This is a genomic window from Pigmentiphaga litoralis, from assembly GCF_048632615.1.
In the GTDB taxonomy this organism is placed as follows: Bacteria; Pseudomonadota; Gammaproteobacteria; order Burkholderiales; family Burkholderiaceae_B; genus Pigmentiphaga; species Pigmentiphaga litoralis_B.
Genome location: NZ_CP184479.1, coordinates 4,636,741 through 4,663,282 on the forward strand (window position 1 = coordinate 4,636,741; position 26,542 = coordinate 4,663,282).

General features: G+C 65.5%; 25 protein-coding genes. 15 read left to right on the forward strand and 10 right to left on the reverse strand.

The window, feature by feature from the left end; genetic code table 11:
- Positions 1-2 precede the first annotated feature (2 nt).
- The 4 genes from ACNANG_RS21420 to ACNANG_RS21435 all read right to left on the reverse strand — a co-directional run bounded on the left by ACNANG_RS21420 (position 3) and on the right by ACNANG_RS21435 (position 4,267).
- On the reverse strand, positions 3-902 hold the full coding sequence (locus ACNANG_RS21420) for a recombination-associated protein RdgC (RefSeq protein WP_420224700.1): 900 nt from the start codon (positions 900-902) through the stop codon (positions 3-5).
- A gap of 107 nt (positions 903-1,009) precedes the next feature.
- A complete protein-coding gene (mdtD, locus tag ACNANG_RS21425) occupies positions 1,010-2,434 on the reverse strand; it encodes a multidrug transporter subunit MdtD (protein ID WP_420224701.1) in 1,425 nt (474 codons plus the stop codon).
- A gap of 1 nt (position 2,435) precedes the next feature.
- Positions 2,436-3,458 (reverse strand): nickel/cobalt transporter, encoded by a 1,023-nt coding sequence (locus ACNANG_RS21430; protein WP_420224702.1) that lies wholly within the window; start codon positions 3,456-3,458, stop codon positions 2,436-2,438.
- Complete coding sequence (locus tag ACNANG_RS21435) at positions 3,449-4,267, reverse strand: DUF1007 family protein (RefSeq protein ID WP_420224703.1); 819 nt, start codon at positions 4,265-4,267, stop codon at positions 3,449-3,451. The genes ACNANG_RS21430 and ACNANG_RS21435 overlap by 10 nt, the downstream gene beginning before the upstream one ends.
- 233 nt (positions 4,268-4,500) lie before the next feature.
- Between ACNANG_RS21435 and ACNANG_RS21440 the strand changes: the two genes are divergently transcribed.
- Genes ACNANG_RS21440 through ACNANG_RS21450 form a run of 3 tightly spaced genes read left to right on the forward strand, consistent with a single transcriptional unit; the run spans position 4,501 to position 7,054 of the window.
- Entirely contained in the window at positions 4,501-5,157 is a 657-nt protein-coding gene (locus ACNANG_RS21440) for a metal ABC transporter ATP-binding protein (protein WP_420224704.1), read from the forward strand.
- Positions 5,154-6,008 carry a metal ABC transporter permease gene (locus tag ACNANG_RS21445; RefSeq protein WP_420224705.1) on the forward strand — a complete coding sequence of 285 codons (855 nt, stop codon included), beginning with the start codon at positions 5,154-5,156 and terminating at the stop codon, positions 6,006-6,008. Before ACNANG_RS21440 ends, ACNANG_RS21445 begins: the two co-directional genes overlap by 4 nt.
- Before the next feature lie 38 nt (positions 6,009-6,046).
- Complete coding sequence (locus tag ACNANG_RS21450; RefSeq protein ID WP_420224706.1) at positions 6,047-7,054, forward strand: metal ABC transporter solute-binding protein, Zn/Mn family; 1,008 nt, start codon at positions 6,047-6,049, stop codon at positions 7,052-7,054.
- Between the two features lie 14 nt (positions 7,055-7,068).
- On the opposite strand, the gene ACNANG_RS21455 is transcribed toward ACNANG_RS21450, so the two are convergent.
- Together ACNANG_RS21455 and ACNANG_RS21460 are read right to left on the reverse strand one after the other, a co-directional pair.
- Positions 7,069-7,785, reverse strand: coding sequence for a lytic transglycosylase domain-containing protein (locus ACNANG_RS21455; RefSeq protein ID WP_420224707.1), 717 nt, complete (start codon positions 7,783-7,785; stop codon positions 7,069-7,071).
- Between the two features lie 307 nt (positions 7,786-8,092).
- Complete coding sequence (locus ACNANG_RS21460) at positions 8,093-9,136, reverse strand: alpha/beta hydrolase family esterase (RefSeq protein WP_420224708.1); 1,044 nt, start codon at positions 9,134-9,136, stop codon at positions 8,093-8,095.
- Between the two features lie 327 nt (positions 9,137-9,463).
- Here ACNANG_RS21460 and ACNANG_RS21465 point away from each other — a divergent pair, with 327 nt between their 5' ends.
- From ACNANG_RS21465 to ACNANG_RS21495, 7 genes are all read left to right on the forward strand, one after another.
- Positions 9,464-9,679 (forward strand): dodecin, encoded by a 216-nt coding sequence (locus tag ACNANG_RS21465; RefSeq protein WP_420224709.1) that lies wholly within the window; start codon positions 9,464-9,466, stop codon positions 9,677-9,679.
- A 132-nt stretch (positions 9,680-9,811) separates the two neighbouring features.
- Positions 9,812-10,231: a response regulator gene (locus ACNANG_RS21470; protein ID WP_420224710.1), complete on the forward strand. Its 420-nt coding sequence runs from the start codon at positions 9,812-9,814 to the stop codon at positions 10,229-10,231.
- Positions 10,232-10,433: 202 nt separating this feature from the next.
- Positions 10,434-11,072 (forward strand): PepSY-associated TM helix domain-containing protein, encoded by a 639-nt coding sequence (locus ACNANG_RS21475; protein WP_420224711.1) that lies wholly within the window; start codon positions 10,434-10,436, stop codon positions 11,070-11,072.
- 10 nt (positions 11,073-11,082) lie between these two features.
- Positions 11,083-11,595, forward strand: coding sequence for a DUF2271 domain-containing protein (locus tag ACNANG_RS21480; protein ID WP_420224712.1), 513 nt, complete (start codon positions 11,083-11,085; stop codon positions 11,593-11,595).
- A gap of 73 nt (positions 11,596-11,668) precedes the next feature.
- Complete coding sequence (locus ACNANG_RS21485) at positions 11,669-12,490, forward strand: DUF4198 domain-containing protein (RefSeq protein ID WP_420224713.1); 822 nt, start codon at positions 11,669-11,671, stop codon at positions 12,488-12,490.
- A 134-nt stretch (positions 12,491-12,624) separates the two neighbouring features.
- Complete coding sequence (locus ACNANG_RS21490) at positions 12,625-13,710, forward strand: FAD:protein FMN transferase (protein WP_420224714.1); 1,086 nt, start codon at positions 12,625-12,627, stop codon at positions 13,708-13,710.
- Positions 13,707-15,374, forward strand: a complete 1,668-nt coding sequence (locus ACNANG_RS21495; protein ID WP_420224715.1) for a sulfite reductase subunit alpha — start codon at positions 13,707-13,709, stop codon at positions 15,372-15,374. Before ACNANG_RS21490 ends, ACNANG_RS21495 begins: the two co-directional genes overlap by 4 nt.
- Positions 15,375-15,406: 32 nt before the next feature.
- On the opposite strand, the gene ACNANG_RS21500 is transcribed toward ACNANG_RS21495, so the two are convergent.
- Genes ACNANG_RS21500 through ACNANG_RS21510 form a run of 3 tightly spaced genes read right to left on the reverse strand, consistent with a single transcriptional unit; the run spans position 15,407 to position 17,699 of the window.
- Positions 15,407-16,126 carry a GntR family transcriptional regulator gene (locus ACNANG_RS21500; RefSeq protein WP_420224716.1) on the reverse strand — a complete coding sequence of 240 codons (720 nt, stop codon included), beginning with the start codon at positions 16,124-16,126 and terminating at the stop codon, positions 15,407-15,409.
- Between the two features lie 5 nt (positions 16,127-16,131).
- Entirely contained in the window at positions 16,132-17,523 is a 1,392-nt protein-coding gene (locus ACNANG_RS21505) for an AtzE family amidohydrolase (RefSeq protein ID WP_420224717.1), read from the reverse strand.
- Positions 17,520-17,699, reverse strand: a complete 180-nt coding sequence (locus ACNANG_RS21510; protein ID WP_179586592.1) for a DUF4089 domain-containing protein — start codon at positions 17,697-17,699, stop codon at positions 17,520-17,522. The genes ACNANG_RS21505 and ACNANG_RS21510 overlap by 4 nt, the downstream gene beginning before the upstream one ends.
- A 348-nt stretch (positions 17,700-18,047) precedes the next feature.
- On the opposite strand from ACNANG_RS21510, the gene ACNANG_RS21515 reads away from it, so the two are divergent.
- Positions 18,048-18,203, forward strand: coding sequence for a DUF3309 family protein (locus ACNANG_RS21515; RefSeq protein WP_179586594.1), 156 nt, complete (start codon positions 18,048-18,050; stop codon positions 18,201-18,203).
- A 134-nt stretch (positions 18,204-18,337) separates the two neighbouring features.
- On the opposite strand, the gene ACNANG_RS21520 is transcribed toward ACNANG_RS21515, so the two are convergent.
- Entirely contained in the window at positions 18,338-18,736 is a 399-nt protein-coding gene (locus ACNANG_RS21520) for an ankyrin repeat domain-containing protein (protein WP_420224718.1), read from the reverse strand.
- 290 nt (positions 18,737-19,026) lie between these two features.
- On the opposite strand from ACNANG_RS21520, the gene ACNANG_RS21525 reads away from it, so the two are divergent.
- The 4 genes from ACNANG_RS21525 to ACNANG_RS21540 all read left to right on the forward strand — a co-directional run bounded on the left by ACNANG_RS21525 (position 19,027) and on the right by ACNANG_RS21540 (position 26,478).
- The gene (locus ACNANG_RS21525; protein WP_420224719.1) at positions 19,027-20,781 is read left to right on the forward strand and encodes a phospholipase D-like domain-containing protein; all 1,755 of its coding nucleotides are present in this window, start codon (positions 19,027-19,029) and stop codon (positions 20,779-20,781) included.
- 8 nt (positions 20,782-20,789) lie between these two features.
- The gene (locus ACNANG_RS21530; RefSeq protein WP_420224720.1) at positions 20,790-21,197 is read left to right on the forward strand and encodes a TVP38/TMEM64 family protein; all 408 of its coding nucleotides are present in this window, start codon (positions 20,790-20,792) and stop codon (positions 21,195-21,197) included.
- A gap of 476 nt (positions 21,198-21,673) precedes the next feature.
- Positions 21,674-23,236, forward strand: coding sequence for a glycogen synthase GlgA (gene glgA, locus ACNANG_RS21535; RefSeq protein WP_420224721.1), 1,563 nt, complete (start codon positions 21,674-21,676; stop codon positions 23,234-23,236).
- A 38-nt stretch (positions 23,237-23,274) separates the two neighbouring features.
- Positions 23,275-26,478, forward strand: a complete 3,204-nt coding sequence (locus tag ACNANG_RS21540) for a maltotransferase domain-containing protein (protein ID WP_420224722.1) — start codon at positions 23,275-23,277, stop codon at positions 26,476-26,478.
- The last annotated feature ends 64 nt before the right edge of the window (positions 26,479-26,542 follow it).

Below are 26,542 nucleotides of genomic sequence, written 5' to 3' on the forward strand. Positions count from 1 at the left end.
GATCAGTCCTTCTTTTCGCCGCCCAGCGCGTCCACCACGTCGGCCAGCAACTTGCCGATTTCGCCGGTCATCATGGTGAAGTCGCTGTCGAAACGTTCGTCGTCATTGACGCCGGTCGAATCGGTGTTCTCTTTGATGACGTCCAGCGGGGCAACGCGCTTGATCGCCAGGGATTCGGTCAGGACGAACGAGATCCGGTCGGTCCAGGTCATGGCCAGACGGGTAACCTGCTTGCCGGCTTCGATGTGGCGGCGGACGTCGTCGGCTTCGATCGATTGGCGCACGTAACGCACGGTGGCGCGGCCTTCGCCCGACGAACGCAGTTCGGTGTCCTGGTCGATCGTGAAGTTGGCGGGCGCTTCGTCCCTGGACAGCCATTCGGTCATGGCGGTGGCTGGCGAAATCTCGACGTGCAGATTGGCCATCGGCATGCGTTCAACCGACTTGTTCAGCAACTGCAGGAATTCGTCGGCCTTGGTGGGCGACGACGCGTCCAGCACCAGCCAGCCGTTCTTGGTGTCGATCCACGCGCGCGTGTCGCGCTGGATGCTGAATGCGCGAGGCATCAAGGTTTCCGTCACGTTTTCCTTGATTTCCTTCATCTGCTTGCGGCCGGGCTTGAAGCCCTGCTGCTCTTCGATTTCCTGCGCCTTGGCCTTGGCGACCTGGTTCACGACGCTGGCCGGCAGCAGTTTCTTTTCGGTGCGCAGGTTTAGCAGCAGGTGGCCGCCCAGGCCGTACACCAGGCCGCCGTTTTCACGGGGCGGCGCCCAGCCCTGCGTCTGCATTTCCTGGCTCGAGCCCGACGTGAAGGCTTGTTCGGCCAGCAATTCCTCGAGTTGTTCGGACGTCATGGCCCAGGGGGCGGGAAGGCGGTAAATCAGCAGGTTCTTGAACCACATGGCGTCTTGATCGCAGGCAAAGGATCGATTTTACCCGACCATGCCGCCTGACGCGCCGGGCGGGGTGGACGCCTTTGCCCACGCGGCCTGGCGCGGCCGGCCGGCCGTCACGCAACGTCGATCTCGACTTCCTTGCGCTTGGTGGACGTCACGTCGGGCGACAACTGCCAGAAGATCCACGCCGATGCCGCCGTGATCAGGCCCACGCACAGGAAGGTGGCGTGAAAGGCCGCCAGGGTGTCGCCGGGGTTGCCATGGTCGGTCACGCGCGTGAAGGCGCTGAGCACGGCGCCCGCCGTGGTGACCGCCAGGCTCATCGACAACATCTGGATCATGGAAAACAGGCTGTTGCCCGAACTGGCGTTATGCGGCTGCAAGTCTTTGATGCACAAGGTGTTCATCGCGGTGAACTGCAGCGAATTGACCGCGCCGAAGACGGCCAGCAGCAACAGGTGGACGCCAACCGGCTGCGTCGGCCCGATCAACGCGAACACCGCCATCAGCGATCCGACCAGCAGGGTGTTCCAGACCAGCACGCTGCGGTAGCCCAGCCGGGTGATCAAGGGAGTGGCGATGCGTTTGCTGAGCATGCCTGCCGCGGCCACCGGCAGCATCATCATGCCCGCATGGGAGGGTGAATAGCCCAGGCTGACCTGCAGCAGGAGCGGCAGCAGAAAGGGCATGGCGCCAGCGCCAATCCGGGCGAACAGGCTGCCCAGCATGCCCACGGTAAAGGTGTGGATGGCGAACAGGTCTGGCGGAAAAATGGGATCGGGCTTGCGGTGGGCGTGCAGCCAGTAGGCCACCACCGCCACGATGCCGAAGATCAGCAACACGAAGGCCGGCGCGTGCCGCATCCCGGCGCCGGACAGGCCGTCGAGCGCGAGAGAAATTGCTGCCATGCCGAAGGCCAGCATCAGGTAGCCGCCCAGGTCGAAGCGGTGGGGGTGGGTTTCGCGGCTGTCGGCCAGGTGCAGCCAGGTGGCGATGCCGCCTGCGATGCCTACGGGAATGTTGATCAGGAACACCCAGTGCCACGACGCCCATTCCGACAGCCAGCCGCCCACGGTAGGGCCGACCAGTGGGCCGACCAGGCCGGGAATCGCGACGAAACTCATGGCGGGCAGCAGCCGTTCGCGGGGAAAGGTCCGCAGGATCGCCAGCCGGCCCACCGGCAGCAACATGGCGCCGCCGGCTCCCTGCAGCACCCGCCACGCCACCAGCTGGTTGAGCGACTGGGCGCTGGCGCACAACGCCGATCCGGCCGTGAACAGCACGATGGCCGAAAAGAAGACGATGCGGGTGCCGAAGCGATCGGCCATCCAGCCCGACGCCGGAATCAGCACGGCCATGGTCAGCGTGTAGGCAATCACGACGGACTGCATGCGCAGCGGACTTTCGCCCAGGCTGGCGGCCATGGCGGGCAGGGCGGTATTGACGACCGTCGTGTCCAGCGTCTGCATGAAAAACCCGATGGCCACCAGCCACAGGGTCAGCTTCAGGGATCGTTCAGACGTTGGAGTCGCGGCCATGTCAGAAAAGGGGGTGGGCAGGCGTGGCAAGGGTGGCGCCCAGCAGGGCGAGGCCCATCATACAAATGGCCGCACCGCCAAGCACCCCGACGCCCGACAGCGCCATATTCGCCCACGCCGCCCGGGCATTGCCGCCGATCATCCGCAGCGCGACCCGCCGCGCCAGCACCGACACGGCCGCGAGGACCGACACGGTCAGGGCGGTGCCCATCGACATGGCGACGACCGCCGCGATGCCCGCCCACCGCAGGTCCAGCGCGTGTGCGACCAGCAGAACCAGCACCGCGCCCGAGCAGGGCCGCAGGCCGATGGCCAGCACCACGCCAATCAGGTGCCGGGCGGTCAAGGGCTGCCGCAGGTGGTCGGCATTGGGCGCGTGAAAGGATCCACAATCGTCGCACACCGCCTTCCACTGTCCGCCCGATGCGAACAGGGAAGGGGAGGTCGGGGAGGGTGCCTTCATCGCGCGGCGCTGGCGCAGCAGGCGGCGGCCGTGCGTCACCATCAGCATCAGTCCCAGCAACACCAGAAGGCCGAAGCTGACGGCTTCGAACTGCACGCTGGTCGCCTGCGCGCGGCGCATCGACATGCCGACGACGCCCAGCACGGTTTCGATCAGCACGATCGCCACCACGCCCTGGAACAATGACGAAACCACCGACAGCACGATGCCCCGGCCCAGGTGGGCATCCTGGGTGGTCAGGTAGGTGGCCATGACGGCCTTGCCATGACCCGGCCCGGCGGCATGGAACACGCCGTACAGGGCGCTCAAGACCACCAGGGGCCATGCCGCCGTGAAACCCGCGCGGGACACGTCGCGCAGGGCCGATGCCAGGTCGCGATGCAGGTCGCGCTGCACGCCCTGGATGCCGATCAGCCAGTCTTGCAGGCGGGTGCCGGTCGTCACGGTGGTCATGCCGGCCGGATCCGACAGCAGGATAGACGCCGCGCACGCCAGCATCAGCAGGCCCACCGCCGCCAGGCCGATGCCAGGACGGGTCCATCGCGCCAGGGCTACCGGCATGTCAGCACCACCTTCTGGGCAAACTGCCGGCCCAGCGTGTCGTCGGCCGGCGCGCCGGCGTCCATGGAAAAGGCGCGCGCCAGCACGCTGGGGGACGGCGTCGAACGTTCCAGGGCAGGCTGGCAGGCGGCGGAGGGGGCGCCTGTCAGGCTGACGGCGCGCAGGTCGGCATGTTCCATGGCGATATAGTAGGTTGGATCGTAGACGCTGAAGGCAGTGGCTTGCCGCCGTGGGTCGATCGGGCTGGCGAGCGGCACGACGAAGCGCAGCCACAGCCGCTGACCGCGCATCTCGCTGGCGTATTGCGTGACCCGCGCTGGTTTCACGGGCTTGCCGTCGGCAGTGATGTCGACAAAATAACGGAAAGGCTCGAGATTGGCGATGACCTTGGGCGCAAATTGGCTCACGACCTTGGCCGACGGCTTCTTGCCGCCGCCCATTTCTTCGACGACGTAGCTGGTGTAGAGCTCATCGAAGGTCCATTGCTGTTCGAGCCCGGTAATGCGGCCGTCATCGGCAAACAGGACGGCGCTGCGCACGTCGATCCAGGAGTGCGGATGTGCGTGGACGGAAATCGCTGGAAGCAGGAAAGCGAGCAAGCACAGGGTGAGCGCGCGACACACGCCGGCAACGGAGCCGAGGCGGCCGGATCGGCGGCAGGTCCCGCTGATGCGCCCGTGGACAGGCGCGCGCCATCCGGCCAGCCAGCCGGCAAGGCAACGCGCGAGCCGCCTTGCCAGCTGGCCATGGCGTCGGGCAAACAGCCTGCAAGGTGCGGTGTGGGTGTCCTGCGTACCAAGCGGGGTCATCGATTCTCCTGACATTGGATTAATGATACTCTGTTGCATTAGCGATTCAAAAGCCGGCCATGGCGTTTTTTATTTTCGATGCAAAGCGGCCTTGCGGCCAGTCCGACACCGCCTCCCGTTTACCACGCCCCAGCATGCTTGCGTTGTCCGCCACGTCCCGTCTGCTTGCCATTCTGCCTGCCCTGATGCTGTTGTGGGCCGCGGTGGGCTGGGCGATGGCGGACTGATCGCCGATGCTGCAACTGCATGACGTTTCGGTCGGCTACGGCTCGCACCTGGCGCTCGCGCCTGTGTCCGGCGCCTTCCAGGCCGGCGCGCTGACCGCGATCGTTGGCGCCAATGGGGCGGGCAAAAGTTCGCTGCTCAAGGCCATGGCCGGCCTGGTGGCGTGCGCAACGGGCCACGTGGATCGTGGCGGCCTTGGCCCGGCACAGGTGGCCTATCTGCCGCAACACGCCGCCCTGGACCGCACCTTTCCCATGTCGGTGGGCGACCTGGTCGGCATGGGCGACTGGGCCCACAGCGGCTGGGCAGGCGCGTTCTTTCCGCGCCTGCGGGGGCGGATTGACGCGGCGCTGGGGGCGGTCGGCATGGCCGGGATGGCGGGGCGGTCGATCGCCGCCTTGTCGGTCGGCCAGTTCCAGCGCGTCTTGTTCGCGCGCCTGTGTCTGCAGGACGCGCCGGTGCTGCTGCTGGACGAGCCGTTCGCCGCAGTGGACGAAGCAACGACACGCATTCTGCTGGACCTGATGCTGGCGTGGGGACGAGAGGGCCGAACCGTGATCGCCGTGTTGCATGACCTTGCGATGGTAAGGGCACACTTTTCGCACACCCTGGTCCTGGCAGGCGGGCCGGTCGCCTGGGGCGCGACGCAGGAGGTCCTGCCATGACCGCTGCCGAGCTGCTGTGGCAGCCCTTCACGGAATTTTCCTTCATGCGGCACGCGCTGGCGGCGTGCCTGGCGCTGGCGATCGGCTGCGCGCCGGTCGGCGTCTTTCTGGTGCTGCGGCGCATGAGCCTGGTCGGCGATGCGCTGAGCCACGCGATCCTGCCCGGCGCGGCGCTGGGCTTCATCCTGTTCGGCCTGTCGCTGACGGCCATGAGCCTGGGCGGGCTCGCTGTCGGGCTGGCTGTGATGATCGGCGCGGGCGCCGTGACCCGTGCGGGCGCCTTGCGAGAAGACGCCAGTTTTGCCGCCTTCTATCTGATCTCGTTGTCGCTGGGCGTGCTGCTGGTGTCCAGGTGGGGCAGCAATCTGGATCTGATGCACATCCTGTTCGGATCGGTGCTCGCCGTCGATGATGGGGCGTTGCTGTTTCTGGCGGGGGTGACGAGCCTGACGCTGGTCATGCTGGCCCTGTTCTACCGGATGTGGGTGGTGGATAGTTTCGATCCTGAGTATCTGCGCAGCCTTGGCAAAAGCGGCGCGGTGGGGCACGGCGTCTTCCTGGGCCTGGTGGTGCTGAACCTGGTGGCCGGCTTTCAGGCGCTGGGCACCTTGATGGCCGTGGGACTGATGATGCTGCCTGCGGTCAGCGCCCGCTTGTGGGCGCGAAGCCTGCCGGGCCAGATCGGCGTGGCCATGGCGATCGCCGCGGCCTCGGCCTATGTGGGCCTGCTGCTGTCGTACCACGGCAATCTGCCCTCGGGCCCGGCCATCGTACTGACAGCGGGGGCCATCTATCTGCTGGCGCTGTTCGCTGCCATGGCCTTCCGGCGCGGCCTGTCCTATCGATCCTGAGCAGGTCGCGGTCTTTACCCTATCTACAAGGAAATCCCATGTTCAAGAAATGGATGGCGCTGGCCGTCGTGGCGATGCTGCCGGTGATGGCATTGCCGAATCGGGCGGCCGCGCAGGCTTCCTCCCCGGGCACGGCGTCGTTGCCCATTCCGGTCGTGACCAGCTTCAGCATCCTGGGGGACCTCGTCAGCGAAGTGGGCGGGGACCGCGTCGCCGTGACGACGCTGGTGGGCCGCGACAGCGATGCCCACGTGTTCCAGCCGGCGCCCAAGGATGTGAAGACGGTGGCGGCGGCCAGGGTACTGGTCATCAACGGCCTGGGATTCGATGGCTGGATGGACCGGCTGGCCAGCACCGGCGGGGCCGGCGCCGGGCGGATCGTGGTCGAGGCGTCAAAAGGGCTGCCGACGATGCCGGAGCGGGGTGGCGCACCGGACCGGCGTGCTCAGGGAGCCGCGACCGGGCTCGCGCCGGGGCATGATCATGCGCGCCCGGGCCACGGTCACGATCACGGGTCCATCGATCCCCACGCCTGGCAGGATCCCCGCAATGTGGTGATCTACGTGCGTAATATTGCCGCCGGCCTGACACGCGCCGACCCGGCGGGCGCTGATGGGTACGCGCAGCGGGCCACGGCCTACACCGCGCGATTGATGGAACTGGATGGCTGGATCACGCAGCGCATCGGCCAGGTGCCGGCCGGCAAGCGCAAGGTCATTACGTCGCACGATGCGTTCGGCTATTTCGCGGCCCGGTATGGCGTGACGATGGTGGCGGTAGCGGGTGTGAGCACCAACGCCGACGCAGGCGCGCGCGGCATGGCCGAGATCATCCGGCTGATGCGGCGCGAGAAGGTCAAGGCGTTATTTCTGGAGAACATTGCCAACCCGCTTCTGGTGGAACAGATCGCGCGCGAGACCGGTGCGCAGCCAGGCGGCCGGTTGTACTCGGATGCCTTGTCGGCCTCCGACGGCCCCGCGCCCACCTACCTGGCGATGATGCGACATAACGTCGATATGCTGGTGGCAGGCATGCAGCGCAATTGAGTGGCGGGTCCGCGCTAGCGCACTTCCGCTGCCGTCACCACCTGCATCGACCGCGCCCAGGCCGACGCCGGGGTCGCCGAGGCGCGCAAGGTGGCCGCGCGGCCGGGTTTCTGCGCGGGTGGATGCGTAGCCGCATACGCTGCTTCGTACAACTGGTACAGCGCCATCACGTTGCGCACGTACGCCTGGGTTTCGGCGAACGGCGGGATGCCTGCGTACTTGGCAACTGATCCTTCACCGGCGTTGTATGCGGCCAGAGCCAGGTCGAGCCGGCCCGGATACATGTCAATCAGGCGTTTCAGGTGGCGCGCGCCGGCGCCGACGTTGGTTGCGGGATCCACCAACGCGGTTTCAATGTTCTTGACGCTGACCAGCGAAATCGCGGTCTGCGGCATCAACTGCATCAAGCCCAGTGCGCCCTTGGGGGAACGCGCGTCTTTCTGGAAGCCCGATTCGATGGCGATCACGGCGCTGATCAGAAAGCGGTCGACGCCCGTCACACTTGCGGCCTGACCAATCACGTCTTTCAGGCTGTGCAGGCCTGGATGATCCTGCAGGCGCGCCACTTTTGGCGCATCGGACGTCTTTGCATCCGCCTTGACGGGCGTGCTGCTGCATGGCGGGCAAGCTGTGGCCGGCGCGGCCACAGCCACCTTGGGCTTGGCTTCTTCCGGTGGCTTCCGGCCCTGGGCCGAGTAGTAGTACTTGGCCATGCCGGCGGGGACCGTCATGGTCCGCCAGTTGCCGTAAGGATCTTGGTACTTATAGATTTCGGTCGCGGCCGAAGGGCCGGTGGCCATGACGGCCGGAGACCAGAGTGCGAGTGTTACGACAGTAAGAGCAAATCCGGCAACGAGCCGGACTGGCGCAGGTCGCCGCGAAGAGGGTCGCGTAGTCATTGATACGGGCCGCCTTTGAAGGACTGTGACGCTGAGGCCGTATCGTGCGGGGATTTGGATGGTCTGGCGATCCGCCGCGAGGACTACATCGTTTTCGTGAGACTGCTGGCAACATCCACCTATGTTGCACCAACTTCCGTCAAGCCGCCGCTTTTTCCAGTTTCTTTGGGTGCGCCAGGAAGAACCGGATCATCTCGCGCGTGGCATCCGGGCCAAGATCATCGGTATAGGTGCCTGACGGATCGCCGCCGAACCAGGCATGTCCACCGCCGTGCACGACCCAGCGCTCGGCCAGTACGCCGCGGCGTCCGTCGCGGTACACCGTTCGCGTGTAAGCGTGTCCGCCTGTCACCTGTCCGGTTTCGCTCACGATGTGATCGGCCTTCCCGACCGCGGCCGTCACGTCAGACAGCAGCCACTCGACATTTTGCGGATGCACTGTTTCGTCGGCGTCGCCCTGGAAAGCAATGAGAGGCAGGCGGGGCGCCGGAGGCACGGTCGCCACCGGCCGTTGCGCCTCGCTGTGGCCACGCATGACCGACAAAGCCGACGACACACTGTTGGCCGACCCATAGGCCAGCCCGGAATGCACACCCACCGCGGCATACAGGTCGGGATACGCGTGACCCATGATCGCCGCCATGGCGCCTCCGGCAGACAAGCCGGCAATAAAGACCCGGGACGGATCGATCGCGTGCGATGCCATCACCTCGCGCGTGATACCCGCGATCAGCGAGGGTTCGCCTGACTCGCGTTGCTGGTCTTCAGGATTGAACCAGTTCCAGCACTTGGACATGTTGGCCACGCGAGGCTGCTCGGGATAGGCCACGATGAACCCTTCGCGTTCGGCGGCTGCGTTCATGCGGGTGCCCATGCCGAAGTCGGAAGACAGCTGGGTACAGCCATGCAGCATGACGATCAGCGGCACGGACTGTCCGTGGTAGCTGGCAGGCACGTACAGCAGATACCGGCGGCGGCCCGATGCATTGGCGAATACATGGTCTTCGGGCGCGTGAACCGGTCTCGGGACAGCGGAGGCGGGCACGGCGTGATGCGTGATCCTGGAAGCCGACTTCACGTCGGGCTTGCCATGATCGCTCGGGGTCCGGACCGGTTTCGCCGGCGACGCGCGGGTGATCTTGCGGACGCCGGGTAGCGCCACATCCTGGACGGCGGCTTTCACGCGTTTTCCGGCGTGATCAAAAGTGGTGCGCAGTGCAGCAAAAAGACCTCTGGGCATGATGAACGGCTCCTGCGGCGTGATGGTGCGCCGCAACATGGGTTCACCTTAACCAAGTCTGGGGAGCCACGTCAACTCGCCTGGCAATGTGGGGAATTGGTTCAGGCCGTTGTCAGACTATCGGTAATTCTTGCGTGAGATAACCGCAAAATGCCGACGCTGACGTAGCCGTATCGTGCGTTTTCGACGCCGCGCCTTGTCTTGCTCAACCAGCCTCGTCTGGGCACGACGCTTGCTGTTCTGGCCGTACATACAACAATGGAGGTGGTTATGTCAGAGCACGTCTACAAGCAGATCGAACTCGTCGGGTCGTCCACCGAATCCATCGAAGACGCCATCAAGAACGCCATCAATCGCGCTTCGCAGACACTGCGCCACCTGGCCTGGTTTGAAGTGACGGAGACACGTGGCCACATCGAGAACGGCCAGGTTGCGCATTACCAGGTGAGTCTCAAGGTCGGAATTCGCCTGGAAGGCGATGAATAAACCGATTCCTTCGCGCCGGCAGGCTCGGCGCATCGGAATGCATCGGACGTCGCACCCGTGGTCGCGCGTCCGATGAACTGGCCCCGAGACGCACTCCGTGCTTATGCACGGCACGATTTTCCAGGATTTGTCATGACAACAAGCTCGGGCCCCGGCGTTGGCACGCCAGAGGCACTGTCCGGCCTGCGTGTCCTGCTCGTGGATGATTCCGTCGACGCACTCGACGCTTTTTCGGAACTCCTCGAACTCGAAGGCGCCGATGTCGTCACCGCATCCAGCGGCGATCAGGCACTGGCGGAGGTCGAACGCCAGCACTTTGACCTGCTGATCTCAGACATCGCCATGCCGGGCATGGATGGCTATGAGTTGCTGACCCATTTGCGCGACGATCCGCGCACCGCCGACATTCCGGCCATTGCCTTGTCGGGTTATGGCTGGGGCAAGGAAGAAAACCTGCGCGCAGGCGCCAAAGGTTTCGACGCCCATCTCGCCAAGCCCGTGCTGTTCGACCACTTGCTCGACGTCATCGGAAAACTTCGTCCGGCAACGTAAGCACGGTCCTGAAGCGGACGTCGGCCGCGACCGCATCGGCCAGCACCTTTCTCATTCGCAAGCACCGAGTGCGCCCGTGGCGTCCCGCAAGGACGCACGCGAAGGCGCCCTGAGTTGCGCGCCGGGTCCGCCAGGCATGGCAAAGGTGATTGAGAATTGTTATCATGACCGCCTTTCGATACTTACGTATTTTCCGGCGTTCATGGACACACCGTCTGACCGATTCGCGGGACAACAACGCCGGTCCTTCTGGCTCAAGCACCTTCATCAGTGGCACTGGATCAGCTCGGCCGTTTGCCTGGTCGCGATGATCGCGTTTTCGGTGACGGGCATCACCCTGAATCATGCCGCGCAGATCGAAGCACGGCCCAAGGTCACGACGAAGGAAGGCCAGTTGCCTGGTTCCATGCTCGCCTTGCTGCCCGCTGCGCCGTCACCTGCCAAGGCGCCGCTGCCGGGCGCGGTGGCTGACTGGCTCAGCAGCCAGCTGCCCGCGTCGGTCGATGCCCAGGTGGGCGAATGGACCGATGACGAGGTGTACGTGGCCTTGCCCCGGCCGGGCGGCGATGCGTGGGTCAGCATAGACCGGGCCGACGGCGCGTACAGCTTCGAGCTGACTGACCGCGGGTGGGTGTCGTACTTCAATGACCTGCACAAGGGACGCAGCACGGGCGAGGCCTGGAAATGGTTCATCGACGTGTTTGCGGTGGCCTGTCTGGTCTTTTGCGTGACCGGACTCTTCCTGCTCCAGCTCCACGCGCGCAACCGCCCCGTCACCTGGCCCATGGTGGCGCTGGGGGTGGCGATACCGGTGGTGCTGGCGATCGTTTTCATTCATTGACGAGGTTTGCATGCGTATTCTGATCCCCGCCGCCGTGACCACGCTGCTTGTCGGCCATGCGCAGGCGGCCGATCTGACTGTAAAGGTCGAGATCCCTCGGCTCAATGTGGCCGAATACCACCGCCCGTATGTGGCCGTGTGGATCGAAGGTCCCGACCAGACCGTCGCAAGCAATCTGGCGGTGTGGTACGACATGAAGTTGAAGGATAACGAAGGCACCAAGTGGCTCAAGGACATGCGCCAGTGGTGGCGCCGGACCGGCCGCGAGCTGACGATGCCGGTCGACGGTGTGAGCGGAGCCACCCGGGCCGCGGGCGAACACCGCCTGGCGTTTACCGAAGGCAAGGCGCCGTTGGCCAGGCTGCCGGCGGGGCAATATCAATTGGTCGTGGAAGCCGCGCGCGAGGTCGGCGGGCGGGAATTGCTGCGGCTGCCTTTCCAGTGGCCGCCCAAGTCGGCCCAGACGCTTGCCGTCAAGGGCGAGCATGAACTGGGCGCGATCGCGCTCGATCTGAAACCCTGACCCCGGCACGTTCACGCCTTGGCGTGGACATGCCACGACGTTTGCAGCGTGTTTTCTTCAAGGACTCCCGATCATGAAACCCTCCATCAAGACGTCAATGAAATGGGCCGCGCTCGCGCTGGCCGTCTGCCTGCCGCTCTCGGCTGCCCAGGCCCACCGCGCGTGGATGCTGCCGTCGGCGACCGTGCTGTCGGGCCAGGACCCCTGGGTGACGGTCGACGCCGCCATCTCCAACGACCTGTTCTACTTCGAACACTTTCCAATGCAGCTGACCAACCTGTCGGTCATCGGTCCGGACGGCTCGCCCGTCAAGGCCGAAAACCCGTCGACTGGCCGGTACCGCAGCACCTTCGACGTGCACCTGACGCAGCCCGGCACCTACAAGCTGGCCGTGGCCAACAACGGCATGTTCGCCAGCTACAAGGAAGACGGCAAGCAAAAGCGCTGGCGCGGCACGCCCGAAGCCTTCGCCAGGGAAGTGCCGGCCAACGCCGAAGGCCTGGTCGTGACGCAGACGTCGGGCCGCACGGAAGTCTTCGTGACGGCAGGCAAGCCGTCCGACAAGGCGCTGGCCATCACCGGCAAGGGCCTGGAACTGGCGCCGATCACGCACCCGAATGACCTCGTGTCGGGCGACACCGCCAACTTCCGTTTCATGCTGGACGGCAAGCCCGCGCCGAATCTGGAGGTCGAGATCGTTCCGGGCGGTGTGCGTTATCGCGATCAGCTGAAGGACACTAAGACGACGACCGATGCCGAAGGCAAGTTTTCGATCAAGTGGCCGGGCCCGGGCATGTACTGGATCGAGGCGTCGGTCAAGGACGGCAAGGCCACCGCACCGGCCAAGGAACGCCGCGCGACGTATGCCGCGACGTTCGAAGTGCTGCCTGAATAATCCCCGCGGCGTGGCTGCGCCCGCTGGCTTTACACGTATTGCTTCAGGCGTCTGCCTTGAAGCCTGACTAATCTGCTGGTAGGAAGACCTGCGCCCGAGGCCCCGTTTGTGCGGCAGCGGGCGTTGTCGTATCGATGACGCGCATTCTGATTCCTCTGGCGATCTCACCCGCCGATTTGCCCCCGCCAGCGGCTGACGCCGCGCCGGTCGTGCTGTCGGGCGACACGATGGGCACCACCTGGTCCGTCACTGTCGTCCTGTCGCTGGCCGACGCACTGCCCGACGCCCGCGCCGTTCTGTGGGGCGCCATCCAGGCCACTTTGGACGAAGTGGTCCTGCAGATGAGCACCTGGGACCCGGAGTCCGACCTGAGCCGCTTCAATGCGGCGCCGGCCGGAACCTGGCACGCCTTGCCCGAACCGTTCTACACGGTGCTCGACTACGCCTTGACCGTGTCGCGCAACAGCGGCGGCGCGTTCGATCCCACCGTTGGACCGCTGGTGGACCTGTGGGGCTTCGGGCCGATGGGGGCGATGTCGGTGCCGCCGCCCCGGCCAGCCGTCGAGGCCGCGCGACGCCGGCAGGGCTGGGCCGCGATCCGGCTGGACCCGGCCACCCGGCGCGCCTGGCAGCCCGGCGGCATCAGCGTGGACCTGTCGGGCGTGGCGAAAGGCTATGGCGTGGATCATGTCATCAAGCTGTTGCGGCGGCTGGGGCATCGGCACGCATTGGTCGAAGTCGGCGGCGAATTGCGCGGCGTGGGCGCCAAGCCCAATGGCGAACCCTGGTGGGTCGAGCTGGAAGCGCCGGTGGACGCAGGGGGCGCGGATGCGGAGCGCACGGAAGATGCCAACGGCCTCGTGCTCGATTCGGGAAGCCCGGCATCCGCCCACCTGCCCCGCACGTTGGTGGCATTGCACGGCCTGGCCGTGGCCACGTCTGGCGACTACCTTCGCTACGTCGACGTGGATGGCGAACGCTTCAGCCACACCATCGACCCGCGCACCGGCCATCCGGTGCCGTCGCGCCTTGCCTCGGTCACGGTCTTGCATCCGGAATGCATGGTGGCCGACGCGCTGGCCACGGCGCTGACCGTAATGGGCGAGACGGACGGTCCCGCCTGGGCCGGCCGCAACGGGCTGGCGGCGCGCTTCGTGGTGCGCGAGGGCAGGGGGTGGCGCGAAGTGCTGACGCCGGCCTTTCTGGCGATGGCGTCATGATGGGCGTTGCGTATGGCGGGCTTGCGGCATTGGTCGCGGGCGCGTGGACCGTGGCGGCGGGCATGGCGCCGCTGTCCGAGCCGGCGCGGCGCATGGTGGCGGCAGTCCTGGTCGTGCTGGCTTACGTTGCATTCTGTGGCGTGGTGGCGCTGCGCCGCCGTACGGCCGGGCAGATGCTGGGACTCGCCGGGCAAGGACTGCCTACGGCGGGCGATGGCGGCCTGGGCCAACCCGTGCCGCACGCACCCGACCCGACAGCCGCGGCTCCCTTGCTTATTGCCTACGCCAGCCAGACGGGTTTTGCGGAACAGCTTGCCTGGCAGACCGCCGAGAGCCTGCATGCGGCCGGCATGGCGGTGCGGGTCGTGCCGCTGTCCGCGCTCGACGCGGCGCGGCTGGCGGCGACGCCGCGCGCCCTGTTCGTCGTCAGCACGACCGGCGAGGGCGATGCGCCCGATACCGCCGTCGGCTTTGCGCGCCGCGTGATGCGGGGCGCGGTGGACCTGCATGGCCTGTCGTATGGCGTGCTGTCCTTGGGCGACCGCAGCTACGCGCACTACTGTGCCTTCGGCAGCGCGCTGGATGGCTGGCTGCATCGGCACGGTGCGAAGCCCCTGTTCGACACCGTCCAGGTGGACAACGGCAGCGCCGAAGACCTGCGCCACTGGCAGCACTATCTGGGCGTGCTGAGCGGCAGTGCCGAAATGGCCGACTGGACGCCGCCCGCGTATGCGCCCTGGCGGCTGTCCGCACGCACGCATCTGAATCCGGGCAGTCCGGGCGGGCCCGCTTTTCTGGTCAGCCTGGTGGCCGTCGACGCCATGCCGTCCTGGCGGGCGGGAGATATCGCGGAAATCGGGCCCAGGCAGCCGGACGCCGAAGTGCGCCGGGTGATGGCGGCGTTGGGGCGGGATACCCAGGCCCCGGGCGGGCAGGTCGCCGGCATTCTTGCCGGGCGCCTGCTGCCGCACGACGCCCAGGCGCTTGCCGCACTGGCTGCCCGGATAGGCAACGACGCCACCAATCCGCAGGGCGTGCTGGAGGCGTTGCCTTCGCTGCCGCACCGCGAATATTCGATTGCGTCCCTGCCGGAAGACGGCACCTTGCAATTGCTGGTGCGCCAGACACGGTATCCCGACGGCCGCCTGGGGCTGGGATCGGGGTGGCTGACCGCGCATGCGCCGGTTGGCGCCACGATCGAACTGCGCATCCGCGAGAACCGAAGCTTCCACCCGCCCGCCGACGACCGCCCGATGATCCTGATCGGCAACGGCACCGGCCTGGCCGGGCTGCGCGCGCATCTGAAGGCCAGGGCGCGCGCCGGGCGGCACCGCAACTGGCTGCTGTTCGGCGAACGCACGCTTGCCCACGATCAGTTCTTTGCCGACGAACTGGCTGCGTGGCAGCAGTCCGGCGTGCTGGCGCGCCTGGACCGGGTGTTTTCCAGGGACGGCAATGCCGATGGCGCGCGGTATGTGCAGGAACGTCTGGCGCAGGTCGCGCAAGACATCCGGCAATGGGTGGACGACGGCGCCGCGATCTACGTATGCGGCAGCCTGCAGGGGATGGCCAGCGGTGTGGCCGAGGTCCTCACCCAGACCCTGGGCGATGAGCGAATCGAGAGACTGGCGGAGGCGGGCCGTTACCGTCGGGACGTGTATTAGGGGGCGACCTGGCATGCAGGTCGGGCGGCGGTTCAGGCCGGGTGTTCCCGCCGCGCCGCATACAGGCGGTGCAAGGTGATCTTGCGGACCTCGGCCGCGCTCGCGGCAATGTGGGTCCCCATCAACGCCCGGGCTTCTTCCGGCTTGCGTTTCAGGATCGCCCGCAGCACCTGCGCATGCTCGTCATAGGTCTTCTCGACCCGCAATGGCTGCGTGAAATCCAGCTGGCGCACGATGCGGATGCGTTCGGTCACCTCCAGGTGGACACGCGCCATTTCCGGGTTGCCGGCGGCAAGCAGCAGTTCCCGATGGAAGGCTTCATCCAGTTCGGCCAGCCGCTTGCTGTCGGTCAACCGCGCGGATTTGTTCACCAGCCAGACGTCCTTGAGCGCGAGCAGGGCAGGGCTGTCCAGACGGCCTTGCGGCAAATCCTTGTTGCACAGCCGGTCAATGGCCGCGCCTTCCAGTACGGTCCGCAGGTCATACAGATAATCGAACAATTCGAAGTCGAATGGCCGCACCGACCACCCGCTGCGAAAGTGGACGTCCAGGTAGCCCTCATGCTGCAGCCGGAACAGCGCCTCGCGCACCGGGGTACGGCTGACCCCCAGGCGCTCGGCCACTTCGGTTTCCGAAAACCGGTCCCCTGGAATCAGCCGGAAGTCGAACAACTCTTCTTTCAAGCGGGCATACACGCCGTCCGCCAGCGTGGCGGGCGGCGCCTTGCGGCGGCCGGCGGCAACCGAGCGCACCGGAATCACACGTCCCGCACGGCAGAGATACCCGCGAGTTCCAGCGTCCGCGCGGCAGCCAGGGCATCGGCTTCACGCCAGGCGCCCGAAATCAGTTGCACGCCCAGCGGCAGGTGCGGGTCGTCTCCCACGCCGGGCCACAGCGGCGCCGTGCAGACGGGGAGGCCGATGCACGAAATCGGCTGGGTCAGCAAACCCATGCTGGCGCGGCACGGCAGCTTCTGCCCGTTGATCGTGACCCACTCGGCGCCGATGGTCGTTGCCGCCACGGGTGTTGCCGGCGCAATCAGGACATCGTAGTCCTGCAGCAGACGGCTGGCTTCTTCATAGAACTTCTGCCGGATGCGCTGGGCCTGTACCACCCAGTTGGCTGGAATCAGCGTGCCGGCCACCAGCCGGTCGCGCGACGCGGGTTCATAGTCGGCGTAGTGGGTCAGCAGTCGCTGGCGATGCAGCGCGCCGCCTTCGGCGCCGGTAATGATGAATGCCGCGGCGCGGGCCTGTTCCGCGCCGGGCAGGTCTACCACGGTCGTGGCGCCCAGGGCTTCGGCGGCCAGGCGCACGGCTTCGCGCGCGGGGGCGTTGGCCCAGTCATGGAAGTATCCCCCCAGTACGGCCACCCGGGCGCCAGCCTTCAAGCCGTTCGCCACCGTGGCCGACACGGGGTCGGCCGGGCGTTGCGCGCAGGCATGGTCGGCAGGATCGGGACCCTGCATGGCGTCGTAGGCAGCGGCCAGGTCGGCCACGTTGCCCGCGAAGCAACCCAGGTGATCCAGGCTGCCAACGAAAGGAAAGCTGCCCCGGCGCGACAGCCGCCCAAAGGTCGGCTTGAGTCCGAATACGCCGCACAACGACGCCGGCACGCGGATCGACCCATTGGTATCGGACCCCAAGGTGATCGGAACCAGGCCGCCTGCAACGGCCGCGCCGCTGCCGCCCGACGATCCGCCTGCGATGCGGGTCAGGTCGTGCGGGTTGTGCGCCGCCCCGTAATGCGTGTTTTCCGTCGTGAAACCGTAGGCGTGTTCGTCCATGTTCAACGCGCCCAGCAACACGGCGCCGGCTTCTTTCAGGCGCGCGACCAGCACCGCGTCCGCGTCGGCTGGCGCGTTGCCCTGGTTGACCTTGGCGCCGGCCGTGGTGACGACCTGGTCGATGTCGAACAGATTCTTCACGGCGAATGGCACGCCGGCCAAGGCGGGCAGGGTCTCGCCACGCGCGCGGCGGGCGTCGATGTCGGCGGCTTCGCGGCGGGCGCGGTCCAGCGTCAATTCGGTAAAGGCGTTGAAGTCGCCGTCGCGGGCTTCGATACGGGCGATGGTTTCTTCAAGGAAGGAGGCGGCCGTGCGGGATCCGTCACGAACTTGGGCGGCAATGGCAAGCGCGGAGATCGTCATGGACGGAACACCGCCGCGGATTCGAGCGACACAGGCAGTTCCTTGTCGATGAAAGTGGAAGCGATCGCCTGGATACGCGAAAACTGCAGCGCGATTTCGTCGGTGGTCGCGGCGTCGAGTCGGAAGCCCTGAAGGGCCAGACCCGCGTCGACATACGCCTTGAGGGCATCATCCATGCACGTACTCCGTAAGGTATTGAGGAACTGACTTGTATACCGCCGCGTTCAAGCAGTAAGCGTGCCAAAACACCCAGGTTCAGGCAAGCGCATCGTGGACGGCGATGCGGCAAGGTTCAGCGGCCAGGACGAGCCCGGTTTGCCGAGCGGGCAGGTTGCCGCAGGGGCCGTATTGGTGCGGCATGCACCGGCCGGGACGCTGCGCGCCCTGACAACGGGCAGCCCTGGGGGACTGACATTCGCGCTCCCTATCCGCCCGGGAACGCTTCCTGCTCAGCCAGGATCAGCTGTACCCACACGCCACAGCCGTTCACGTCCCACACGTGGCGGCGCCCAAGGAGAACAAAAATGCTCGGCACCATCCTTCTGGTCATTCTCGTACTGTTGTTGATCGGCGCCATTCCCAGCTGGGGCCATAGCCGTAGCTGGGGTTACGGCCCAAGCGGTGGTATTGGCCTTGTCCTGGTGATCGTTCTGATCCTGGTGCTCATGGGTCGCATATGACCCCGGACCGCTGACGGAACACCCGCCGTCGGCGGTCGCTGCACCGCCTTCTGACAATGCCCGGTTTCTGACCGGGCATTGTCATTTTGTAGTTCTTGCAGGCCTGATCCCGCCTCAGCAGTTTTTACCGGTTTTCAATGCGAGGTCGGGTTCAACAGATCCGTGCGCGCAAACATCCTGGCCGTTTCAAGTGCCGAGGGGTGACCAAACGATGGGTCCGCGCCTGCCTCAAGCAACACGCGCACGACGTCGGCGGCATTCTTGAATACGGCGCCCGCCAACGGGCTTTGCCCCCGGTCATTGATGCGGTTGGGGTCGCCGCCGTGATCCAGCAGCGCTTTTACCGTGCTGGCATGGCCGTGATAGGCCGCCAGCATGACGAGGCTGTCTCCCTTGTCATTGGTCAGGTCGGCGGGCGCGCCGGCGTCCAGATAAGCGGTGAGCGTGGCGGTATCACCCTGGCGGGCCAGGTCGAACAGTTTCGAGGCAAGCGCCAGAAGCGCTTCGCTGGGCTGGTGGCTGGAGGACGTCATGGAACACTCATATAAGCAATGCGCAACGGGCCGGCGCAATGTCGATGGGGACCGCGCCGGGTGGACGCGGCGTCTTTGCGCCAATGTACCCGAAGCCCGGGGGAAGCCCTGGACCCCTTGTCGGTGCGGCGTCGCACAAATGCCTCGGAATGGGGGCGGGATGTGTCGCAAGGCCCAATTCTGTTAGGGCTGTGACATAAGGTGAGCGTTCCGGGGTGCTGGACGGTTGCAGCGCGTAAAGTAGGTGGTCAGAAGGCCCCTGGCCCTCGCCGCCATCCCATCGAGCCCGTATGTCTGCTACTCCTCCCCATTCCGACAGCGCACCTCGGATGCTGATTCCCGACCGCAACTGCTGGCGCGTGGAAGAGGCCGACCGCTTTCGCCTGCTCGTTGACGGCGACGCCTTTTTTCATGCGGTGCGGGAAGCGGTCATCAATGCGCGCCACTCGTTATTCATTGTCGGCTGGGACGTCGACAGCGAACTGCGGCTGCGGCCGGGCGGGGCGGGCGATGGTTACCCGGAATCGCTCAACGCGCTGCTGCACGCGGCTGCGGACCAGAATCCCCAGCTTCACATCTATGTGTTGAGCTGGGACTTTTCCATGCTCTACGCCATGGAGCGCGAATGGCGGCCGGTGTTCAAGCTGGGCTGGAAGGCGCATCGCCGCATCATCTTCGGCATGGACGGGCGCCATCCACTGGGCGGCGCGCATCATCAGAAAATCATTGTGGTCGACGACGCCCTGGCGTTTGTCGGAGGCATGGATCTGACACGCGGGCGATGGGACACCTCCGACCATGTTCCCGAGTCCCCGCTGCGCCAGGATTCGCACGGCACACAGTACGCGCCGCTGCACGACGTGCAGGCGATGTTCGACGGCAAGGCCGCGCGGGCGATGGGCGAACTGGTGCGCGAGCGGTGGCGGCGCGCGACCGGCCGCACCATCAGCCGCCGCCGCGCATCGCCGCGCCAACCCCTGGACCCGTGGCCCGACTCTTACCCGCCGGACATCGAAAAGGTGCATCTGGGTATCGCCAGGACGGAACCGGCGCATGCCGGACGGCCGGGCGTGCAGGAATTGCTGCAGTTCCATCTGGATGCCATTGCCGCGGCGCGGCGGTCGATCTACATCGAAAGCCAGTACTTCACGTCCAATATGGTGGGCCAGGCCTTGATCGATCGGCTGAGCGCAGGCGATGCGCCGCAGACCGTGGTCGTATCGCGCAAGGCCGGCAGCGGATGGCTGGAAGAAGCAAACGTATCGGTTCTGCGAGCGCGGCTGCATCACCGCCTGACGGCGGCCGACCGCGACGGACACTACCGCCTGTTCAGCGCCGAGCTGCCCGACGCCAATGGTCAGAGCCTGAACATCCACAGCAAGCTGACGATCTTTGATGACGACTTGCTCTGCGTAGGCTCGGCCAATCTCAGCAACCGGTCCATGTCGCTGGACAGCGAGTGCAGCATCATTCTGGAATCGCGGGGAGAGCCGCGCGTGCGCCAGGCGATCGCGCGCATGCGCAATTGTCTGCTGGCTGAACACCTGGGGTGCCCGGAAGCGCGCCTGGCCGAAGCGCCGCCCGAACGGCTGCTGGAAACCATCGACAGCTTGCGGGGAGAAGGCCGGACGCTGGCCGTGCTGGATCCCGCCGTGGACGCCACCCTTGACGCCAGCATTCCGCCGTCCGCGCAGCTCGAGCCGGAACAGCCGCTGGAACCCGACGCGCTGGTCCGCCAGTTCGTGCCGGTGGAACCCGCTGCATCCAAACGCAAGCGCTATCTGGCCGTGGGAGGCCTGGCGCTGTTCTTCATTGCATTGACGGTGATCTGGAAGTGGACGCCGCTGGCCGATTACCTGGAAGTCAATGCACTGACACGATTGGCGCGCGGGTTCAGCAATCTGCCCAGTGCGCCGCTAGTAGTGATGGGCGGCTATGTGCTGGCGGGTCTCTTCTCGATACCGATCACGATACTGATCGTGGTGACCGGGGTGGTATTCGGCGCCACCATGGGCGGACTGTATGCCTTGGGGGGACATTGCTGAGCGCCATCGTGACCTATTGGATAGGCCGCTGGCTGGGCCGGGACACCGTCCGCAAGCTGGCCGGAACGCGCATCAACAATATGAGCAAGCAGATCGCCAAGCGCGGACTGGTTGCGATGATCATCCTGCGTCTGCTGCCGGTGGCGCCGTTCACCTTGGTCAACGTGATTGCGGGCGCGTCGCAGATCAAGGTGAAGGATTACATGCTGGGCACGCTGATTGGCATGGGGCCAGGCATCGTGATCACGGTGATCTTTGCGCACAACGTGGCGTCAGCCATGCGTGATCCGAGTCCGGAGTCGTTTGCCATGGTCGCAGGGGTGGCAGTGGCGTTGGTCGTCGTATCGATCGTGCTCCAACGGCTGTTCATGGCCCGGGACAACAAGGGAACTGGCAAGTTGCGGGCCGCATCCTGAAGGGCGCGACGGATGAGCGGACATCTGCTCATCCGTCGTTTTGCTGCGATGCACCATGGCGTGACATTTTTACTGTCGCGTGCGTTTTTCGCGAAAGGTGAGCGTGAGATTTTGGAAGCATCCGGTTGCATTCGCCGATGAGCATCAAACCCTTGCAGGTCAACGGATGGAGAGGTAGAAGCACCTTTTGCAGCGCAGCAATCCCTGAAAATTCAAAGGTTTATCAAATAGCCTAAACCGGAAGCATGATATCGACTGAAATACCTGGCACGTATATTGCAATTGAGGTTGGAAAGCTGGACGTTCACGCATAAAGCCCGTTTGGGCTGTGTAAGTCTTACCTTGCTGGGTAGTTTTGACCGGAAGGACGACGCAATTGGTGCAGGTGCACCATGAGCTATGCAGGAACGCACGGCCTCGAAGACCGTATGCAGTCCCTACGCTGCCATCGTCAGGCGATTTTCCGGAGAAACACCTTGTTGCCAAGAGTCCTGCTAGTAACTTCCGAGGCGCTGCCTCTCGCCAAGACCGGTGGTCTGGGCGATGCCGTGAGTGGCCTGGCCCGTGCGCTGCGCGAAGCGCAGGTCGATGCGACGATCCTGATGCCTGCTTATCAAAGCGCGCTCGATCACGCCAGCGATCTCAAGGAAGTGGCCAGCCTGCCGGGACTGATTGGCGGCGATGCAACGGTCATGTCCGGGTGGATCACCGAATTCGAAGTGCCCGTGCTGCTGCTGCGCAATGACGCGCTGTATGTGCGCGACGGCAGCCCTTACCTGGATGCCGATGGCCGGGAGTGGGGCGACAATGCCCTGCGGTTCGCCGCGCTGGCGCAAGCCGCGACGCGTATTTCGACGGGCGAGACGCCGATCCGCGTTCCTCACATCGTGCACGCGCATGACTGGCACGCCGGCATGACGCCCCTGTTTCTCCATGCCGCCGGCATCAAGCGTCCCAAAAGCATCATCACCATCCATAACCTGGCGTTCCAGGGCGTGTTTCCCATGGAAACCGCCGACGCCCTGGGCGTTCCGCATTCCTATCGTGGCAGCGATGGCGCGGAATTTTGGGGTCAGCTGAGCTTCCTGAAGGCCGGATTGCGTTACGCCGATCGCATCACCACGGTCAGCGACACCTATGCCAAGGAAATCCTGACGCCGGAATTCGGCAACGGTCTCGATGGCCTGCTGAATTACCGCAAGGACGACCTGTCGGCCATCCCTAACGGTATCGATTCGGACATCTGGGACCCGGCCACCGATCCGTTCCTGACGTCGCACTTTTCAGCCATGGATATGCGCGGCAAGATCCGCAACAAGCTCGAACTGCAGCAGATGTTCGGCCTGACGACCGATCCCGAAGCGCCGCTGATGGTCATGGGCAGCCGTCTGACGTCGCAAAAGATGGCGGACCTGACCGTAGACGCGTTCCCGCGGCTGCTGGATGCTCACCCCCGCATGCAGATCGCTGTGCTGGGCGTAGGCGAGAAACATATCGAAGACGCGTTGCGCGCCCTGCAGGATCGCTATCCGTTCCGCTTTGCGATCAATGTGGGTTACGACGAACGCAGCGCCCACCTGTTGCATGCCGGCGCAGACATCCTGCTGCACGGCAGCCGCTTCGAGCCGTTCGGCCTGACGCCGATCTATTCGATCCTGTACGGCACGATTCCGGTCGCATCGCGCATTGGCGGCCTGGCCGACACCATCAAGGACGCACCGCTGACCGAGGGCGCGCCGATTGGCGACGCCACGGGCGTGCTGTTCGATGGCGACACTGTCGACGCCATGGTGGCGGCGGTGGAACGCGCGGTATCGCTGTACCGCAATCCGCAGGTCTGGACTGCGATGCAGAAGAACGGCATGACGACCAACTTCGGTTGGGAGTCGTCGGCCGCCAAATACATCGAACTCTATCGCTCGCTGGCCCCGGTCGCCCCGGTGACCGCGCCTATCGTGACGCGCCGCACGTACGAAGCCGCGATCGGCGAAGCGCCTGTGATCGCACCCGCCCTGGTCTCTGAAAGGAAACGCGCCTGATGATGGAACAACGGATGGATCCGCCGAGGATTTTTTATGTGCACTCTCGGCGGATTGGTCCGCTGTCCCAATCGGACGGGTCGCTGACAGCGGCCTGGAAGAGCGCACTGGATCGCGCTTCGCGTCTCGGCTTTTCGCAGGTCCTGCTGGGTCTGCCTGACGACACCTCGTCTCCCCAGCCCTACCCGCCACAGGCCATCGAGCAACTGGTGACTGCCGCCAAGCGGCTGCGGCTCCAGGTGTGGCTCGATGTCTCCATTGGCGAACTTCCCGCCACTTCCCCATTAGCGGTTGCCCATCCCGAGTGGTATCGGTCGGCCCTGGCCGATCGTCCGCTCGACCCCCGTCTCGCCCCTGCGCTGCGCAACCTGGTTGACGTACAGATCGTGAACGGCCGAGTGCCGGCGGCGTGCCTGGAATGCTGGGCCGACATGTTGGGAGCCTGGACCTCGGCTGGCGTCACCGGGCTGCGCTTCCATCTTCCGCATCGTATCCCGGCCGACGACTGGCGCACCCTGTTCGCCCGTCTGTCGCAAGGCGCGCCGGGACTGCGCCTGGCCGCCTGGACGCCGGGCGTGCCGGCCGATCGGGTCGGCGGCCTGCGCGACGCCGGGTTCAATGCCGCCTTCACGTCGCTGGCCTGGTGGGATTTTCGCGCGGGCTGGTTCGCCGCCGAGCGCGATCGCCTGGCCGGCCTGGGACAACTGGTCGCGTTCCCCCGCAGTCCGTTCGACGAAGCCGTCAGCCCCGGCGCCGATCCGGCGTTGTACCGCCGTGCCTTGTGGGCCGCCGCGATGGCGGGCGAGGGCTGGATGGTCGCGATGGAAGACACCCAACTCGACACCTCGGACGACGTGTCCACCGACATCAAGGCCGCGAATGCGTTCATCGCGAAGCAGGGCAGCGCGTTGGCGCCCGACCTGCGGGTGCTGACTGGCGCCGATGCAGCGGTGACGGTGCTGTGGCGCCCGGGTCCGCCCGAAGACCCCAGACGCAAGGATGCGGGTGGCCTGGCCATCCTGGTCAATCCTGACACGGCCTACCCATCGACATTGACGTGGTCGACCCTGCGTTCGCGCTTGCCGGGTGGATACAGCGAACTGGTAGCCGTCGACGGCCTGCCGATCTCCGCGCCGCTGGCCGGCGCGGACATCACCCTGCCGCCCGCCGGTGTCGCCGTGTTCCGTGCGCGCCGCACCGCGCCCGTCGTCACCCTGAACCGGCCGACGCGGTTTTCACAAAAGAAAGTGTTGGGAGCCGCCATGGAAGCGCCGCGTGTTGCAATCGAAGGCGTCACCCCCGTCATCGACGGGGGCCGATTCGCGTTGAAGCGTGCGCTGGGCGAGCCCATCCACGTCGAAGCCGACATCTTCATGGACGGCCACGACAAAATGGCCGCCGCATTGCTGTGGCGCGCGGTGGATACCGAGGTCTGGCAGCGCGTGCCCATGACGTTCATCGTGAACGATCGCTGGCAGGCCGACTTCACCCCTGAACGGGTAGGCCGCCATGTGTTCGTGGTCGAAGCCTGGTACGACACCTACGCGACCTACTACAACGAGCTGTCCAAGAAGCACGCCGCCGGCATTGACGTGTCGCTGGAGTTGCGCGAAGGCCGGCAACTGCTGGCCGCCATGCTGGCCGAAGCCGAAGCGGAACGCACGGCGGATCCCGAGGTGCTGATCCAGGCGCGGCAACTGGTCGACACCATCACGCACGACGCCGATACCGAAGCGCTGCAGCACCTGCTTGCGGCCAGCACCGGTGAACTGGTGGGCAAGCTGGGCATCCGCCACTTTGCGTCGCGTGGCGAGTTCGAAGTGCCCGTGAATGTGGAGCGTCCGGCCGCGGCCTTTGCCAGCTGGTACGAACTGTTCCCGCGCTCGCAAAGCGGCGACGTGACTCGCCACGGCACGTTCGACGACGTGATCGAGCGCCTGCCCGCGATCCGCGACATGGGCTTTGACGTGCTGTACTTCCCGCCTATCCATCCAATCGGCAAGAAGAACCGCAAGGGCCGCAACAACAGCCTGGTTGCCACCGACAACGATCCGGGCAGCCCCTATGCGATCGGGTCGGACGCGGGCGGCCATGACGCCATCCATCCGGAACTGGGGTCGCTGGACGACTTTCGCAAGCTGGTGTCGGCCGCGAAAGACCACGGCCTGGAATTGGCGCTCGACTTCGCGATCCAGTGTTCGCCCGATCATCCCTGGCTGCGCGAGCATCCGGAGTGGTTCGCCTATCGCGCTGACGGGTCGATCCGGTATGCCGAGAATCCTCCCAAGAAATACGAAGACATCGTCAACGTCGACTTCTACGCGCCAGGTCCTCGCGGCTCGCGCGAGTCGGCATCGACCGGCCTGTGGATGGCGCTGCGTGACGCGGTGCTGTTCTGGTGCAAGGAAGGCGTTCGCACTTTCCGTGTCGACAACCCGCACACCAAGCCGCTGCCCTTCTGGGAATGGATGATTGCCGAAGTGCAGGGCCGCTATCCCGACGCCTTGTTCCTGTCGGAAGCGTTCACGCGTCCCAAGGTCATGTACCGGCTTGCCAAGCTGGGCTTCTCGCAGTCCTACACCTACTTCACGTGGCGCAATGAAAAGCAGGAACTGACCGACTACCTGCTGGAGATTTCCCGTCCGCCAGTGTCGGACCTGTTCCGCCCGAATTTCTTCGTGAACACGCCCGACATCAATCCGCGCTTCTTGCAGACCGGCGGCCGCCCGGCGCACCTGATCCGCGCCGCCCTGGCCACGACGATGTCCGGCCTGTGGGGCATGTACAGCGGGTTCGAATTGTGCGAGGCCACCCCGGTCCCGGGCAAGGAAGACTACCTGGATTCGGAAAAGTACGAGCTTCGTGCGTGGGACTGGAATCGTCCGGGCAACATCATCGGCGAGATCACCAAGCTGAACCAGATCCGCCGCGGCAACCCGGCATTGCAGACCCAGAAGGGCATTTCCTTTCAGTCCGCCAGCAACGACAGGGTGATCGCCTACACCAAGGCCACGCCCGAGCGCGACAACGTCGTGCTGGTGGTGATCAACCTCGATCCGTACGCCAGTCAGGGTGCATGGATCGAACTGCCGCTGTGGGAATTCGGCCAACCCGATGACGGCGCCCTGCAGGCGGAAGACCTGTTCCACGGGCACCGATTCACCTGGTATGGCAAGCGGCAATATGTGCAACTGGAACCGGGCCAGCCGTTTGCGATGTGGCGCATTTCGGTCAGGAGCTGACGCCGCCGTACAGCCCCACCGAGCGACCCCACCGCGACGCCCCGGACAACCGACGAGAAAACAA

What these genes read in the sequence shown, in the direction of transcription:
- ACNANG_RS21420 (WP_420224700.1), bottom strand. Translation starts at nt 902, where the DNA reads ATGTGGTTCAAGAACCTGCTGATTTACCGCCTTCCCGCCCCCTGGGCC.
- mdtD (WP_420224701.1), bottom strand. Translation starts at nt 2,434, where the DNA reads ATGGCCGCGACTCCAACGTCTGAACGATCCCTGAAGCTGACCCTGTGG.
- ACNANG_RS21430 (WP_420224702.1), bottom strand. Translation starts at nt 3,458, where the DNA reads ATGCCGGTAGCCCTGGCGCGATGGACCCGTCCTGGCATCGGCCTGGCG.
- ACNANG_RS21435 (WP_420224703.1), bottom strand. Translation starts at nt 4,267, where the DNA reads ATGACCCCGCTTGGTACGCAGGACACCCACACCGCACCTTGCAGGCTG.
- ACNANG_RS21440 (WP_420224704.1), top strand. Translation starts at nt 4,501, where the DNA reads ATGCTGCAACTGCATGACGTTTCGGTCGGCTACGGCTCGCACCTGGCG.
- ACNANG_RS21445 (WP_420224705.1), top strand. Translation starts at nt 5,154, where the DNA reads ATGACCGCTGCCGAGCTGCTGTGGCAGCCCTTCACGGAATTTTCCTTC.
- ACNANG_RS21450 (WP_420224706.1), top strand. Translation starts at nt 6,047, where the DNA reads ATGTTCAAGAAATGGATGGCGCTGGCCGTCGTGGCGATGCTGCCGGTG.
- ACNANG_RS21455 (WP_420224707.1), bottom strand. Translation starts at nt 7,785, where the DNA reads ATGACGGTCCCCGCCGGCATGGCCAAGTACTACTACTCGGCCCAGGGC.
- ACNANG_RS21465 (WP_420224709.1), top strand. Translation starts at nt 9,464, where the DNA reads ATGTCAGAGCACGTCTACAAGCAGATCGAACTCGTCGGGTCGTCCACC.
- ACNANG_RS21470 (WP_420224710.1), top strand. Translation starts at nt 9,812, where the DNA reads ATGACAACAAGCTCGGGCCCCGGCGTTGGCACGCCAGAGGCACTGTCC.
- ACNANG_RS21475 (WP_420224711.1), top strand. Translation starts at nt 10,434, where the DNA reads ATGGACACACCGTCTGACCGATTCGCGGGACAACAACGCCGGTCCTTC.
- ACNANG_RS21480 (WP_420224712.1), top strand. Translation starts at nt 11,083, where the DNA reads ATGCGTATTCTGATCCCCGCCGCCGTGACCACGCTGCTTGTCGGCCAT.
- ACNANG_RS21485 (WP_420224713.1), top strand. Translation starts at nt 11,669, where the DNA reads ATGAAACCCTCCATCAAGACGTCAATGAAATGGGCCGCGCTCGCGCTG.
- ACNANG_RS21490 (WP_420224714.1), top strand. Translation starts at nt 12,625, where the DNA reads ATGACGCGCATTCTGATTCCTCTGGCGATCTCACCCGCCGATTTGCCC.
- ACNANG_RS21495 (WP_420224715.1), top strand. Translation starts at nt 13,707, where the DNA reads ATGATGGGCGTTGCGTATGGCGGGCTTGCGGCATTGGTCGCGGGCGCG.
- ACNANG_RS21505 (WP_420224717.1), bottom strand. Translation starts at nt 17,523, where the DNA reads ATGACGATCTCCGCGCTTGCCATTGCCGCCCAAGTTCGTGACGGATCC.
- ACNANG_RS21510 (WP_179586592.1), bottom strand. Translation starts at nt 17,699, where the DNA reads ATGGATGATGCCCTCAAGGCGTATGTCGACGCGGGTCTGGCCCTTCAG.
- ACNANG_RS21515 (WP_179586594.1), top strand. Translation starts at nt 18,048, where the DNA reads ATGCTCGGCACCATCCTTCTGGTCATTCTCGTACTGTTGTTGATCGGC.
- ACNANG_RS21520 (WP_420224718.1), bottom strand. Translation starts at nt 18,736, where the DNA reads ATGACGTCCTCCAGCCACCAGCCCAGCGAAGCGCTTCTGGCGCTTGCC.
- ACNANG_RS21525 (WP_420224719.1), top strand. Translation starts at nt 19,027, where the DNA reads ATGTCTGCTACTCCTCCCCATTCCGACAGCGCACCTCGGATGCTGATT.